This window comes from Flavobacterium sp. (genome assembly GCF_044376915.1).
GTDB lineage: Bacteria > Bacteroidota > Bacteroidia > Flavobacteriales > Flavobacteriaceae > Flavobacterium.
The window spans coordinates 24,199-37,294 of sequence record NZ_JBILKB010000012.1 but is presented as its reverse complement, the minus strand read 5'-3'; the positions used below and the strand labels follow the sequence as shown (position 1 = coordinate 37,294).

The 13,096-nt window shown below is 34.3% G+C and carries 13 protein-coding genes and 1 pseudogene; 13 read left to right on the top strand and 1 reads right to left on the bottom strand.

The features are described 5' to 3' along the window. The 7 genes and pseudogenes from ACIQ6Z_RS02515 to sucD all read left to right on the top strand — a co-directional run. A pseudogene (locus ACIQ6Z_RS02515) lies at positions 1-409 on the top strand (UDP-3-O-(3-hydroxymyristoyl)glucosamine N-acyltransferase); the annotation flags it as partial. Positions 410-426: 17 nt separating this feature from the next. Next, complete coding sequence (locus ACIQ6Z_RS02510) at positions 427-1,815, top strand: bifunctional UDP-3-O-[3-hydroxymyristoyl] N-acetylglucosamine deacetylase/3-hydroxyacyl-ACP dehydratase (RefSeq protein WP_396209362.1); 1,389 nt, start codon at positions 427-429, stop codon at positions 1,813-1,815. 47 nt (positions 1,816-1,862) lie between these two features. After that, positions 1,863-2,648: an acyl-ACP--UDP-N-acetylglucosamine O-acyltransferase gene (lpxA, locus tag ACIQ6Z_RS02505; RefSeq protein WP_396197241.1), complete on the top strand. Its 786-nt coding sequence runs from the start codon at positions 1,863-1,865 to the stop codon at positions 2,646-2,648. Positions 2,649-2,681: 33 nt separating this feature from the next. Further along, positions 2,682-3,248 carry an elongation factor P gene (gene efp, locus ACIQ6Z_RS02500; protein ID WP_396197240.1) on the top strand — a complete coding sequence of 189 codons (567 nt, stop codon included), beginning with the start codon at positions 2,682-2,684 and terminating at the stop codon, positions 3,246-3,248. Positions 3,249-3,346: 98 nt separating this feature from the next. Further along, a complete protein-coding gene (locus ACIQ6Z_RS02495; RefSeq protein WP_396209361.1) occupies positions 3,347-4,288 on the top strand; it encodes a UDP-3-O-(3-hydroxymyristoyl)glucosamine N-acyltransferase in 942 nt (313 codons plus the stop codon). Then, complete coding sequence (locus tag ACIQ6Z_RS02490; protein WP_396197238.1) at positions 4,278-4,640, top strand: hypothetical protein; 363 nt, start codon at positions 4,278-4,280, stop codon at positions 4,638-4,640. Before ACIQ6Z_RS02495 ends, ACIQ6Z_RS02490 begins: the two co-directional genes overlap by 11 nt. 84 nt (positions 4,641-4,724) lie before the next feature. Beyond that, positions 4,725-5,597 carry a succinate--CoA ligase subunit alpha gene (gene sucD, locus ACIQ6Z_RS02485; RefSeq protein WP_396209360.1) on the top strand — a complete coding sequence of 291 codons (873 nt, stop codon included), beginning with the start codon at positions 4,725-4,727 and terminating at the stop codon, positions 5,595-5,597. Positions 5,598-5,661: 64 nt separating this feature from the next. Here the strand turns inward: sucD and ACIQ6Z_RS02480 are convergent, their stop codons facing one another. Continuing rightward, on the bottom strand, positions 5,662-6,846 hold the full coding sequence (locus ACIQ6Z_RS02480; RefSeq protein ID WP_396209359.1) for a cytochrome-c peroxidase: 1,185 nt from the start codon (positions 6,844-6,846) through the stop codon (positions 5,662-5,664). A 187-nt stretch (positions 6,847-7,033) separates the two neighbouring features. Between ACIQ6Z_RS02480 and fabG the strand changes: the two genes are divergently transcribed. From fabG to ACIQ6Z_RS02450, 6 genes are all read left to right on the top strand, one after another. Continuing rightward, positions 7,034-7,780: a 3-oxoacyl-[acyl-carrier-protein] reductase gene (gene fabG / locus ACIQ6Z_RS02475; protein ID WP_396209358.1), complete on the top strand. Its 747-nt coding sequence runs from the start codon at positions 7,034-7,036 to the stop codon at positions 7,778-7,780. A gap of 196 nt (positions 7,781-7,976) precedes the next feature. Further along, positions 7,977-9,875 carry a hypothetical protein gene (locus ACIQ6Z_RS02470; protein WP_396209357.1) on the top strand — a complete coding sequence of 633 codons (1,899 nt, stop codon included), beginning with the start codon at positions 7,977-7,979 and terminating at the stop codon, positions 9,873-9,875. Between the two features lie 125 nt (positions 9,876-10,000). Then, positions 10,001-10,444 (top strand): thioredoxin family protein, encoded by a 444-nt coding sequence (locus ACIQ6Z_RS02465; protein WP_396209356.1) that lies wholly within the window; start codon positions 10,001-10,003, stop codon positions 10,442-10,444. Then, positions 10,441-11,424, top strand: coding sequence for an FAD:protein FMN transferase (locus ACIQ6Z_RS02460; RefSeq protein WP_396209355.1), 984 nt, complete (start codon positions 10,441-10,443; stop codon positions 11,422-11,424). The genes ACIQ6Z_RS02465 and ACIQ6Z_RS02460 overlap by 4 nt, the downstream gene beginning before the upstream one ends. Further along, positions 11,425-11,634 carry a DUF4266 domain-containing protein gene (locus ACIQ6Z_RS02455; protein ID WP_396209354.1) on the top strand — a complete coding sequence of 70 codons (210 nt, stop codon included), beginning with the start codon at positions 11,425-11,427 and terminating at the stop codon, positions 11,632-11,634. Between the two features lie 9 nt (positions 11,635-11,643). Next, complete coding sequence (locus ACIQ6Z_RS02450; protein WP_396209353.1) at positions 11,644-13,089, top strand: DUF3570 domain-containing protein; 1,446 nt, start codon at positions 11,644-11,646, stop codon at positions 13,087-13,089. Positions 13,090-13,096: the final 7 nt, after the last annotated feature.

Genomic DNA, 13,096 nt, shown 5'->3' with positions numbered 1-13,096 from the left:
TATTGAAGACGATGTAGAAATTGGTTCGTGTACAACTATAGATAGAGCAACATTAGGCTCAACTGTAATACGAAAAGGTGTAAAATTGGACAATCACATACAAGTAGCCCACAACGTTGAAATTGGAGAAAACACTGTAATCGCCTCGCAAACCGGAATAGCGGGTTCTACTAAAATTGGAAAAAACTGCATGATAGGCGGACAAGTTGGTTTTGCGGGTCATCTTATTATAGGGGATCATGTAAAAATACAAGGGCAATCTGGAATTACAAGAAATTTAAGTGATGGTGAAACCGTTCAAGGAACTCCAGCTCTTACCTATGGAGATTATGCAAAATCTTATGTTCATTTTAAAAATTTACCAAAAATTGTATCCGATTTGGAACAATTAAAAAAACAACAATTATAATTTAATAGCTTACAATCATGGTTAAACAAACCACAATAGCCAGTGAGGTTTCATTAACAGGAGTTGGATTACATACAGGTCAAGAAGTTACTATGACTTTTAAGCCAGCACCCATCAATAACGGATTTACATTCGTAAGAGTAGATTTGGAAGGTATGCCCATAATTGAAGCGGATGCCAATTATGTAGTCAATACCCAACGCGGCACCAATTTAGAAAAAAGGGGTGTAATGATTCAAACTCCTGAACATGTTTTGGCAGCGCTAGTGGGTTGTGATTTAGATAATGTTATTATTGAATTGAATGCCTCTGAATTACCCATCATGGATGGTTCTTCTAAGTATTTTGTTGAAGCCATTGAAAAGACTGGGATTGTTACACAAGATGCAGAGCGCAAAGTATATGTAGTAAAAGATGTGATTACATACGTTGATGACGCTACAGGTAGTGAAATAACAGTGATTCCTAGTGATCATTATTGTGTTACAGCGATGGTTGACTTTGGTACCAAAGTATTAGGTACTCAAAACGCCACCATGAAGAATATTACTGAATTCAAAAGTGAAATTGCTAATTGTAGAACCTTTAGTTTTTTACATGAATTAGAAAGTTTATTGAATAACGGTTTGATTAAAGGTGGGGATTTAAACAATGCCATTGTTTATGTTGATAAAGAAATTTCGACTGAAACTATGGAAAACCTAAAGAAAGCTTTTAACAAAGACAGTATCACTGTTAAAGAGAATGGCATCTTGGACAACCTTATATTACACTATCCTAACGAAGCAGCTCGTCATAAATTATTAGATATTGTAGGTGATTTATCATTAATAGGCACAAAAATTCAAGGTAAAATTATTGCCAACAAACCCGGACATTTTGTAAATACTCAATTTGCAAAAAAATTATCAAAATTGATAAAGTTAGAAGAACGAAACAATGTTCCTGTATATGACATCAACAAAGAACCTGTATTAGATATCCATGGCATTATGGATCTTTTACCACACAGACCCCCGTTTTTATTGATCGATAAAATATTAGAATTATCCGACACGCATGTTGTTGGGTTAAAAAATGTTACGATGAATGAGGATTTTTTTAAAGGTCATTTTCCAGGAGCACCAGTTATGCCAGGGGTTTTACAAGTTGAAGCTATGGCTCAGACGGGAGGAATTTTGATTTTGAGTACAGTTCCTGATCCTGAAAATTACCTTACTTATTTCATGAAAATTGATAATGTAAAGTTTAAAAATAAAGTATTGCCTGGTGATACCCTATTTTTTAAATGTGATTTAATTTCACCTATCAGAAGAGGAATTTGTCATATGCAAGGTTATACTTATGCTAACGGTAAGTTGGTTTCTGAAGCTGAATTGATGGCGCAAATCGTAAAAGTAAAATAACAGAACACTCATTTAGTGTAGTACAATTAAAATTTAAAATTGAATATATGAATCAACCATTAGCTTATGTGCATCCTGGTGCTAAAATAGCAAGAAACGTTGTAATTGATCCCTTTACAACCATTCATAATAATGTTGAAATAGGTGAGGGAACTTGGATTGGTTCAAATGTTACCATCATGGAAGGCGCACGCATCGGTAAAAACTGTAATATTTTTCCAGGTGCAGTCATTTCTGCAGTTCCACAAGATTTAAAATTTGGTGGAGAAGAATCTTTAGCTGTTATTGGTGACAATACTACTGTAAGAGAATGTGTTACAATCAATAGAGGTACTGTTGCTTCGGGTCAAACAAAAATTGGAAACAATTGTTTAATTATGGCAACCGCACATATTGCACACGATTGCCATATTGGTAACAATGCAATCATTGTAAATGGTGTTGCTTTAGCAGGACACGTTACTGTGGGTGACTTTGCTATTATTGGAGGACTTGCTGCAGTGCACCAATTTATTTCAATTGGAGATCACGCAATGATTTCAGGGGGTTCATTGGTCCGTAAAGACGTACCACCTTATACAAAAGCAGCAAAAGAGCCTTTGTCTTATGTAGGAATCAATTCTGTAGGTTTACGAAGAAGAGGTTTTACTACTGATAAAATTAGAGAAATTCAAGATATATACAGAATATTGTATCAAAAAAATTACAATACAACACAAGCATTAAGCATTATCGAAGCAGAGATGGAAGCTACTCCAGAGCGTGATGAAATTTTAGATTTCATTCGTAATTCTTCACGAGGAATTATGAAAGGCTACACAGGTTCTGTATAATTAAATTACTAACTTAATTCAAAAAATAATAAAATGGCAAGTACATCAGATATCAGAAACGGTTTATGTATCAAATACAATAATGATATTTATAAAATTATTGAGTTTTTACATGTGAAACCAGGTAAAGGACCAGCTTTTGTTAGAACCAAATTAAAATCATTGACCAATGGAAAAGTTTTAGACAATACTTTTTCAGCGGGACATAAAATTGACGAAGTACGTGTTGAAACTCATACTTTTCAATATTTATATGCTGAAGGCGATCAGTTTCATTTCATGAACAATGAATCGTTTGAACAAATTACTTTGGATAAAAATGTATTAGACGCTCCAGATTTATTAAAAGAAGGAACCAACGTAATGATTCAAATCAATGCCGAAACCGAAGCACCATTATCAGTAGATATGCCGGCTTCTATAGTATTGGAAGTTACCTATGCCGAACCAGGAGTAAAAGGAAATACAGCAACTAATGCAACCAAACCAGCTACAGTAGAAACGGGAGCATCAGTAAATGTTCCTTTGTTTATAAATGAGGGCGATAAAATTAAAATTGATACCGCTACCGGAAATTACATGGAACGCGTTAAAGAATAATTTAAGTAAAAATTGAAGAGTAATTAGTAAATAGCCAAGCAACTAATTACTCTTTTATATTTTACGTGACACAAATTAAATGCTCTAAACTCTTACAAATGAAATTTCCAAAAGTTTATCCTCTAAATGAAATTGCACAAATTATCAACTGCAAATTTGTGGGAGATGCTAATTTTCCAGTAAGCGGTATGAATGAAATTCATGTTGTAACACCTGGAGATATTGTTTTTGTAGATCATCCCAAATATTATGACAAAGCGCTACAATCAGCTGCGACCATAGTTTTGATCAATAAAGAAGTAGCATGTCCAGAGGGAAAAGCTTTGTTAATTTCAGACGATCCCTTCAGGGATTTTAACATTCTTACAAAGTACTTTAGACCGTTTCAATATTCAAATACTTCCATCTCCGATACAGCACAAATAGGTGAGGGTACAGTTATTCAGCCCAATTGTTTTATAGGACATCATGTGAAAATTGGTAAAAATTGTATCCTACATGCCAATGTGACCATTTATGATCATACGGTAATTGGAGATCATGTAATGATTCACTCCGGTACCATTTTAGGGGCGGATGCTTTTTACTACAAGAAAAGACCAGAAGGTTTTGATCAATTGCTTTCGGGTGGTCGTGTGGTGATTGAAGATAACGTTGGAATTGGTGCTTTGTGTACCATTGATAAAGGAGTTACTGGCGATACAACTATTGGCGCCGGAACTAAGATTGACAACCAAGTGCATGTAGGTCACGATACCGTGATTGGAAAAAAATGTTTAATTGCTTCACAAACCGGAATTGCTGGATGTGTTGTTATTGAAGACGAAGTTACACTATGGGGTCAGGTAGGAACGACTAGTGGGATTACCATTGGAGCAAAAGCAGTGATTATGGGTCAAACGGGAGTTACAAAAAGTATTGAAGGTGGTAAAACCTATTTCGGAACACCTATTGAAGAATCTCGAGAAAAACTCAAGCAATTGGCAAATGTGAAGCGCATTCCCGAAATTATCGAAAAATTAAAACAAAATGACAAATAAGGAAAAAATTGAATTTTTGTTAAAAGAAGAAGGAATTAGAGACAAACAATTTTTACAATCGTTACTTCATGATGATTTTAAATTGGAATGGGATAGTTCGAATGGGAATTCTGTTTTAGACAAAAATTTTATTTTAAATTTAAGTGATGTCATCAATGCGAATTACGAAATTTCGTATTTTGAAATTTCGCATTTAATTGAAGACAAAGACAAGATTGTTGTCAAGTATAATCATAAAGTAGCCACTGTTGAAAATCCAAATGAAATTATGCTGATTGCAAAAGTAGTTGCCATTTGGAGTTTCAAAGAAGGAAAAGTAATCGATGGATACCTAATTAGCAAACCGAACTAAAAAAACATGCTAAAAAATGCAACAGTATTTACTAAAAAACTTATTTTTGCATCACAATTTTAAACACAATTTAATTCATATATCATGAGCGTTTTAGTTAATAAAGATTCAAAGATAATTGTACAAGGGTTTACAGGTAGCGAAGGTACATTCCACGCTTCACAAATGATTGAGTACGGAACAAATGTAGTAGGAGGTGTAACACCAGGAAAAGGGGGAACTACCCATTTAGATCGTCCTGTTTTTAATACCGTTAAAGATGCTGTAGATCAAGCAGGTGCAGACACTTCAATTATTTTTGTACCGCCAGCATTTGCAGCGGATGCTATCATGGAAGCAGCGGATGCCGGTATCAAAGTTATCATTGCAATTACCGAAGGTATTCCGGTTGCCGATATGATCAAAGCCAATGATTATATTAAAAATAGAGATTGTCGTTTAGTCGGTCCAAATTGCCCCGGAGTTATTACTCCAGGAGAAGCAAAAGTAGGCATTATGCCTGGTTTTGTTTTCAAAAAAGGGACTGTAGGTATTGTATCTAAATCGGGTACTTTAACGTATGAAGCTGCAGACCAAGTAGTAAAGCAAGGTTTAGGAATAACAACCGCTATCGGAATTGGTGGTGATCCAATTATCGGGACTACTACAAAACAAGCTGTTGAATTGCTAATGAATGATCCTGAAACTGAAATTATTATCATGATTGGTGAAATTGGAGGTCAATTAGAAGCAGATGCGGCTCGTTGGGTTAAAGCAGACGGAAATCGCAAACCAGTTGTTGGTTTTATCGCTGGTGAAACAGCTCCAAAAGGAAGAACAATGGGTCATGCTGGTGCTATTGTAGGTGGTGCTGATGATACAGCAGAAGCTAAGAAACGCATCATGAGAGAAAACGGAATTCATGTGGTAGATTCTCCAGCTGAAATTGGTAAGAAAGTAAAAGAGATATTAGGTTAATCTAATTCATATAGAATAAAAAATCCCGCACTAGCGGGATTTTTTATTGCATCTTATTTTCAAATTAACGAAAAGGACTAGACCATTTTGTATTGGTATAAACATCATTGCCCGACAACGTCTTCAAAAAAGCTATAACTGCATTTACTTCATTGCTTCTTAAATTAAGTTGTTGCCCTCTTCCATTTGGTTTTAATCGAGGATCTAAATTTGGATTATTTGCTGCTGCAGCGGAAAGATCTCCGTAATGACCAATAGCCGCTTGAAGAGAAGCAATAACTCCGGTATGCATCATAGGACCGTTTGCATCACCTAATCGATTGGCAACATCGCGTAACGAAGGTGCCCGTGTGTTGGTAAAATCGGAACCACCATTAATTGAACCCCCAATACCATTGCTTAATGAGTTGGGATCGATATCAAATTCTGGTGCATTGTGACAACCATTACATCCCAAACCTCCTCCAGTTCTAAAACCATTCGTATCAAAAGTAGGCGGGGTCAAAAATAAATTTTTACCTTGATTTTCTTCAGCAGTGAAATTCGTAAAAGGTTGGGCTTCATTAGGCGCTAGGGCTCTACCTGCATCATATTTTGAATCAAATGATTGAATGCTTTTAATGAATTGCGATAAGGCATTTTGAATCTTTACTTCTGTAATTTCTTCTGAACCATATACAAATTTAAACAGTTCACGATAATAACCAACGGCTGTTAATTTTACAATCAAATCAGCAAATGATAAATCTCCATTTTGACCACTAAATCCCATTTCGCCATGATCTTTAATAGGCATGGTCGTTTGTGTTTCTAAATTGATTGCGCGTTCGTCCCAGAAAAATTTTCGTTCGTTTGCAAATCGTACATTAATAAGACGCATAGAATGTCTTCCAGTTGTTTCATTAACTCCTTGGCTGGCAATTGCACCGTCACTGAATGCCTTGGATTGCATGTGACAACTGGAACAAGAAATTGTATTGTTTGAGGAAAGCTTTTTATCATAGAACAACACTCTGCCTAATGTAGCGCCCGCATCGGTAATTAAACTTCCTTGTGTATTGTTTTTGGTAATGTAGCTGGGTACTGTTTGATTAGCATAATTATCCAAATTTTCAAGATTAATGGAAGAGCCAAATTCAGCTTCAACAAATGGATAAGAGTTGACATCTTCGTATGCATCATCCGAATTATTACTACAGGAAACCATTACAAGAATTCCCAAAAAGCAGAGCGATAGATATTTTTTCATTGATTTATTTTGTTAAGATTTTATTTAGACCGGATTCTTATAAAAAGGTTTAACCGTCTCTGTCTTTTTTATACTTTAAAATATTCTTATATTTGAGCGCTAATAGAATTTTAGCTTAATGCTGTTCCATTAAAGTACGTCGGTATTATTAATTAGTGCTGGCAAATAAAACCAAATTAAACACATTATGAAATTATTAGAAGGAAAAGTTGCTATTATTACTGGTGCAAGCCGTGGTATTGGTAGTGGAATTGCAAAAATATTTGCTCAACAAGGTGCTCAAGTGGCCTTTACGTATAGTTCATCTGCCGAATCGGCTTTTGCATTAGAAAAAGAATTGTTGGCTTTTGGGTCAAAAGCTAAAGGATACCAATCGAATGCAGCCAATTTTGAGGAAGCACATAAATTAGTCGATGATGTACTGGCTGATTTTGGAACAGTTGACATCTTAATCAACAACGCGGGTATCACAAAAGATAATTTATTAATGCGTATGTCTGAAGAAGATTTTGATAAAGTAATTGAAATCAACTTAAAATCGGTTTTCAATATGACAAAAGCAGTTCAAAAAATCATGCTTAAAAACCGTGCAGGTTCTATAGTAAATATGAGTAGTGTAGTAGGAGTGAAAGGAAATGCTGGACAAGCTAATTATGCTGCATCAAAAGCAGGGATGATCGGATTTACAAAATCCATTGCATTGGAATTAGGTTCAAGAAATATTCGTTGCAACGCCATTGCACCTGGATTCATTGAAACCGAAATGACAGCAAAATTAAATGAAGACGTGGTAAAAGGATGGAGAGAAGCTATTCCTTTAAAAAGAGGAGGTTCTCCAGAAGATGTTGCCAATGTATGCGTTTTTTTAGGATCAGATATGAGTGCTTATGTTACTGGGCAAGTTATTAATGTTGATGGAGGTATGCTCACGTAATAGTGAAATGAGGGATTCGTTTATACTAATGAAAACGAAGCCAAAATCGTAAAGGGAATAAATAATAATGACAAGGACTACCTTAATACTTCTTATTCTATCAGTAATTATTGCTGGGTTTTTGTCGTTTTATCAGTATATTTATAAAGTCAAAAAGAAGTCAAAATTGATTTACTTTTTGACTTTTTTACGTGGAATGAGTTGGGTTATACTTTTCTTGCTGTTGATTAATCCAGTCATCAGCATTAAAAGTAATGAAATTCAAAAAACACCACTACCAATCGTTTTTGACAATTCAAAATCCATTTCGGAAGTAAAGGGTACGGCTTCATCTTTACAGTTATATGAGAAGATAAAATCTGATAAAGCATTGTCGGCCAAATTCGATGTGCAATTTTATGCATTTGACGATACATTTGAAGTCTTGCGTACATTAGATTTTAAAGGAAAACAATCGGATATTGACGGTGTAGCTAAAAATTTGAAACAATTGTATCGCAATAAAGTACATCCAATTGTGCTTGTTACTGATGGAAATCAAACACTAGGCAATGATTATGTGTTTAGCTTCAAAGAAAACGCGGATGTTTATCCAATTGTATTAGGCGATACAACTACTGTTATTGATTTAAAAATTAATCAAATTAACGTCAATAAATATGCGTTTTATAAAAATAAATTTCCTGTAGAAGTACTGTTGCAGTACAACGGTAATCAGCAAGTGTCTTCCAACTTTAGTATAGCAAATGGCAATCAAATCGTTTGTAAGCAACAATTAGTTTTTAGTAAAAATAAAAGATCCCAAACTTTACGTTTACTATTGGATGCCAATTCTGTTGGAATGTCAACCTACAAAGCCACCATAACCTCAAAAATAAAAGAAAAAAACACCTACAATAATTCCAAGAAGTTTGCTGTTGATATTCTAGATCAACGCTCAGAAATTGCAATAGTAAGTACGATAAACCATCCTGATATTAGTGCATTAAAAAGGAGTATTGAAGTGAATAAACAACGTAAAGTAACTGTTGTTAATCCTAAAGAAATCAAATCATTACAAAATTATTCACTTTTAATTTTATACCAGCCAAATTCGTTTTTTTCAGCTGTTTTTGAACAGAATAAAGTTGCAAAATTAAATACGTTTGTTGTTACGGGAACTAGTACCGACTTTAATTTTTTAAACCAACAACAAACCGAATTGCAATTTAAGGTTTCGGGTCAAAATGAAAATTATTTAGCGCATTTTGAAAATGATTTTAATCTTTTTGCACAGGATAATATTGGGTTTGAAAATTTCCCACCTCTAGAGCATAAATTCGGCACTATAGTACCAAAAACGAATACTTCTACATTGCTTTCAGCGCGCATTAATGGAGTTCAATTGCAAAATCCCTTACTTACTTTTGCAGAAAACGGTACCAAAAGATCGGCATATCTATTGGGAGAAAATGTATGGAAATGGCGATTAGAAAGTCATTTAAATTCCAATTCGTTTACCAATTTTGACTTACTTACGGATAAAATCATTCAATATCTAGCTACCAATTCAACTAAAAATAATTTGACTGTAAACTTTGATTCCTTTTACGATTCAGGGGATAATATTTTGATTTCTGCAGCTTATTTTAATAAAAATTATGAGTTTGATGATAAGGCGCAATTAACGATTCGTGTAGAAAATAAGAACACAAAAGCTACAAAAAAATACGATTTATTAAAAACCAATTCGCAATATCAAGTAAATTTAGACGGATTGGCTCCTGGTTCGTATTCTTTTACTCTGACAGAAATTAAATCCAGATCAAAGGTTACAGGTTTTTTTGAAGTGTCTGATTTTGATCTAGAAAAACAATTCGTAAATCCAGACAAATTAAGGCTTAATCAATTAGCAGATGCCACTAAAGGATCCTTATATTATCCCAATCAAATCGACTCGTTACTGGATAAATTAATTGCCGACGAAAACTATTTACCAATTCAAAAACAAACGATTATAAAAACACCATTAATTGATTGGAAGGCACTTTTAGTGTTTTTAATTGTTCTTCTCAGCGTGGAATGGTTTGTTCGAAAATACAATGGAATGTTGTAATTTTTCTCCATTTTCATAATCCAATCAATTATCCAAACTTAATATTTGCTTAAGGCTAAGTAGCCTAATACTATTTTTACTTATTTTTGGTTAAGATTAAGTAGATAATAGAAAAATTAATTATCATGTATATAAAAACAATCACTTTTAGTATTTTATTCTTCATCTCAAGTTTTGGCTTTTCCCAGGATTGGAAAATTGATTTTGAAGCAGCTAAGAAACTAGCATCCGATCAAGACAAGAATATTATTATAGTCTTTTCAGGTTCGGATTGGTGTGCGCCTTGTATTAAATTAGATAAAAATATATGGCAATCAGAGGCATTTAAAAAGGAAGCCGAAAAAGAGTGGTTATTAGTAAAAGCTGATTTTCCAAGAAAAAGAGCCAATGAATTGTCTAAGGAACAAACGGATCACAATAGAAAATTGGCTGAAAAATATAATATGGAAGGTAGTTTTCCATTAGTAGTATTACTAGACAAAAATGCGAAAGTATTGGGTAAGATGGGATTTAAAAATGTTACTCCAGAAGAATACATTAAAATGATTCATGACATAGCGAAAAAATGAAACAATTAGCTCTATTTCTATCATTACTTATAAGTGGTCATTTGTTTGCACAGCAATTATTCCAGAAGAAGAAAAGCCTTTTAGGTAGTCCATTTGAAATAACAGTTGTTGCAAAAGATTCAGTACAAGCCAATCAATTTGCAGAAATGGCTTTTGCTGAAGTAACGCGTATTGAACATTTAATTTCAGATTGGATTCCTACTACTCAGATTTCTAAAGTAAATCAACAAGCGGGAATTTCACCAGTTAAAGTAGATTTAGAAGTATTTGAATTAGTAGAACGTGCCATAAAAATATCTAGACTAACCGATGGGGCATTTGATATTAGTTATGCATCTATGGATAAAATTTGGTATTTTGATGGAAGCATGAAAAGCATGCCCACAATTGAAGCTATAAATAATTCGGTTGCAAAAGTAGGGTATAAACATATTATTTTGGATGCAAACCATTCCACCATTTTTCTCGAAAAAGTGGGCATGAAGCTTGGCCTTGGCGGAATAGGTCAAGGATACATAGCCGATAAAATCAAAGTATTGCTGCAAAAAAATGGTTGTACTTCAGGTTTGGTTAATGTTTCTGGGGATATCAATACATGGGGAAAACAACCCGATGGTAGCGATTGGTCGGTAGGAATTATTAATCCGATGAATAAAAATAAAGTATTTGCTACTTTTCCTTTGAATGATAGCGCTGTTGAGACATCGGGAAGTTATGAAAAATATGTAACATTTTATGGAAAGCGCTATTCTCACATTATTGATCCTCGAACGGGTTATCCCGCTATTGGAATAGTAAGTGTTTCGGTTTTTGCAAAACAAACAGAATTAGCCGACGCACTTGCTACTGGAATATTCGTATTGGGAGTAGAAGTTGGTTTAGATTTGGTCAATCAATTGAAAGGAATAGGATGTATAATTGTAGATGAAAAAGGAGCAATTCATGCTTCAAAAAATATAGACATTAAAAAATTTAAATAAATGAAAAAAATTTGTGCTGTAGTTGTTTTGTTTTCGGCCATGGTTTCTTGTAATTCGGTTAAAGAATACGACAAACAATACATTAACGATCCCGATATGAAATTGTCAGCTAGAAGTTCTGAGCGTTATGAAACAACATTTCAGGTCTACAGAGAAGCTGCATCGGGTGCCAATGGAGGAAAAACCGGTGGTGGATGTGGATGTAATTAAGAAATCAATATGAAAAATTATATTATAATAGTACTCTTATTCCTTAACACTGTATCCTTTTCGCAAGAAAAAGATTCAACTGCTTTAGCTTACAAAAAAAGAGTATTGGAGGGTGTTGAAGTCGACTTCTTATTGAGTTATTACCAACAAAAAGGTATACATTCTTCGGTTTCAGGCGGAATGGGTTCTGAAAAATTAACCGATTTAGCTTCCAATTTTACGGTATCTATTCCCTTAAATGATGACGATGTATTGACTGTTGATGCGGGTCTTTCTGCATATACTTCAGCATCATCTAGCAACATTAATCCGTTCAATGCTACAGGTGCCTCTGGGCGTGGTGGTGATGATGACGATGATGATGATAGAAGAGTTGCTGCAACAGGTCCGTATGGTACACCATGGCAAGCATCTTCAGGTGCATCGGCTCAGGATGTATTGGGATCTGCCATTATAAATTATAGCCATTCTAGCGATAATCGCAATTTTATTTGGAGTTCAGATATAGCCTTTTCAAATGAATATGATTATACTTCCATAGGTTTTGGGGGAGGTATCAGCCAGTTATTTAATAATAAAAATACCGAATTATCATTAAAGGCAAGCGTTTATCTCGATCAATGGCGTCCAATTTATGCTACCGAATTACACGAATATGCTCGTTATGGAACAAACTTCCAAAACAATGGCTTTTTCAGTGGCGTTACTATTTTAAATCAAAGCGGAATTGCTTCAACGGGTTATATTCCATCTGATTTTAAACCTTGGAATGCTACAAACAGAAATTCTTATGCCGTTTCCTTTGCCTTTTCTCAGGTAGCTACAAAAAAGATGCAGTTTTCATTGTTTTTGGATGTCTTGCAACAAGAAGGAATGTTATCTACACCATACCACCGCATTTATTTTGCAGACAAGGCCAATTATTATATAGGCCAAGCCCAATATATTCCAGTATATGAAACCAATCAAAACAGAGGCGTTTATCATTTAGCTGATGATGTGGAACGTTTGCCTTCTACTCGTTTTAAAACACCAATTGGTAGCCGTTTAAATTACTATGTAAACGAGCGAATAGCTATTAGAACCTATTACCGTTACTATTGGGACGATTGGGGTATCACTTCACATACTGCTAGTGTTGAATTACCTGTTAAGTTATCGGATCAATTTACGTTTTCTCCAACCTATCGCTACTATACCCAGCAAAGTTCAAAATATTTTGCACCTTATGAAACTCATTTTTCGACAGAGACATACTATACATCTGATTATGATTTATCAACCTTTACCACATCACAATATGGATTTGGGTTGCATTATACAGATATATTTACAAATGCTAAAATTTTTAATTTCGGACTCAAAAATATCGATTTCAGATACAATCATTATGATAGAAATGATGGATTACAAGCAAATATTGTAACTGTAGGACTGAAATTTGTCGAAGAATAATTCTACA

Excerpts from the sequence above, each read along its gene's own strand:
- efp (WP_396197240.1), top strand. The coding sequence starts at position 2,682 with ATGGCAAGTACATCAGATATCAGAAACGGTTTATGTATCAAATACAAT.
- ACIQ6Z_RS02455 (WP_396209354.1), top strand. The coding sequence starts at position 11,425 with ATGAAAAAAATTTGTGCTGTAGTTGTTTTGTTTTCGGCCATGGTTTCT.
- fabG (WP_396209358.1), top strand. The coding sequence starts at position 7,034 with ATGAAATTATTAGAAGGAAAAGTTGCTATTATTACTGGTGCAAGCCGT.
- ACIQ6Z_RS02450 (WP_396209353.1), top strand. The coding sequence starts at position 11,644 with ATGAAAAATTATATTATAATAGTACTCTTATTCCTTAACACTGTATCC.
- ACIQ6Z_RS02510 (WP_396209362.1), top strand. The coding sequence starts at position 427 with ATGGTTAAACAAACCACAATAGCCAGTGAGGTTTCATTAACAGGAGTT.
- sucD (WP_396209360.1), top strand. The coding sequence starts at position 4,725 with ATGAGCGTTTTAGTTAATAAAGATTCAAAGATAATTGTACAAGGGTTT.
- ACIQ6Z_RS02495 (WP_396209361.1), top strand. The coding sequence starts at position 3,347 with ATGAAATTTCCAAAAGTTTATCCTCTAAATGAAATTGCACAAATTATC.
- ACIQ6Z_RS02460 (WP_396209355.1), top strand. The coding sequence starts at position 10,441 with ATGAAACAATTAGCTCTATTTCTATCATTACTTATAAGTGGTCATTTG.
- lpxA (WP_396197241.1), top strand. The coding sequence starts at position 1,863 with ATGAATCAACCATTAGCTTATGTGCATCCTGGTGCTAAAATAGCAAGA.
- ACIQ6Z_RS02480 (WP_396209359.1), bottom strand. The coding sequence starts at position 6,846 with ATGAAAAAATATCTATCGCTCTGCTTTTTGGGAATTCTTGTAATGGTT.
- ACIQ6Z_RS02490 (WP_396197238.1), top strand. The coding sequence starts at position 4,278 with ATGACAAATAAGGAAAAAATTGAATTTTTGTTAAAAGAAGAAGGAATT.
- ACIQ6Z_RS02465 (WP_396209356.1), top strand. The coding sequence starts at position 10,001 with ATGTATATAAAAACAATCACTTTTAGTATTTTATTCTTCATCTCAAGT.
- ACIQ6Z_RS02470 (WP_396209357.1), top strand. The coding sequence starts at position 7,977 with ATGAGTTGGGTTATACTTTTCTTGCTGTTGATTAATCCAGTCATCAGC.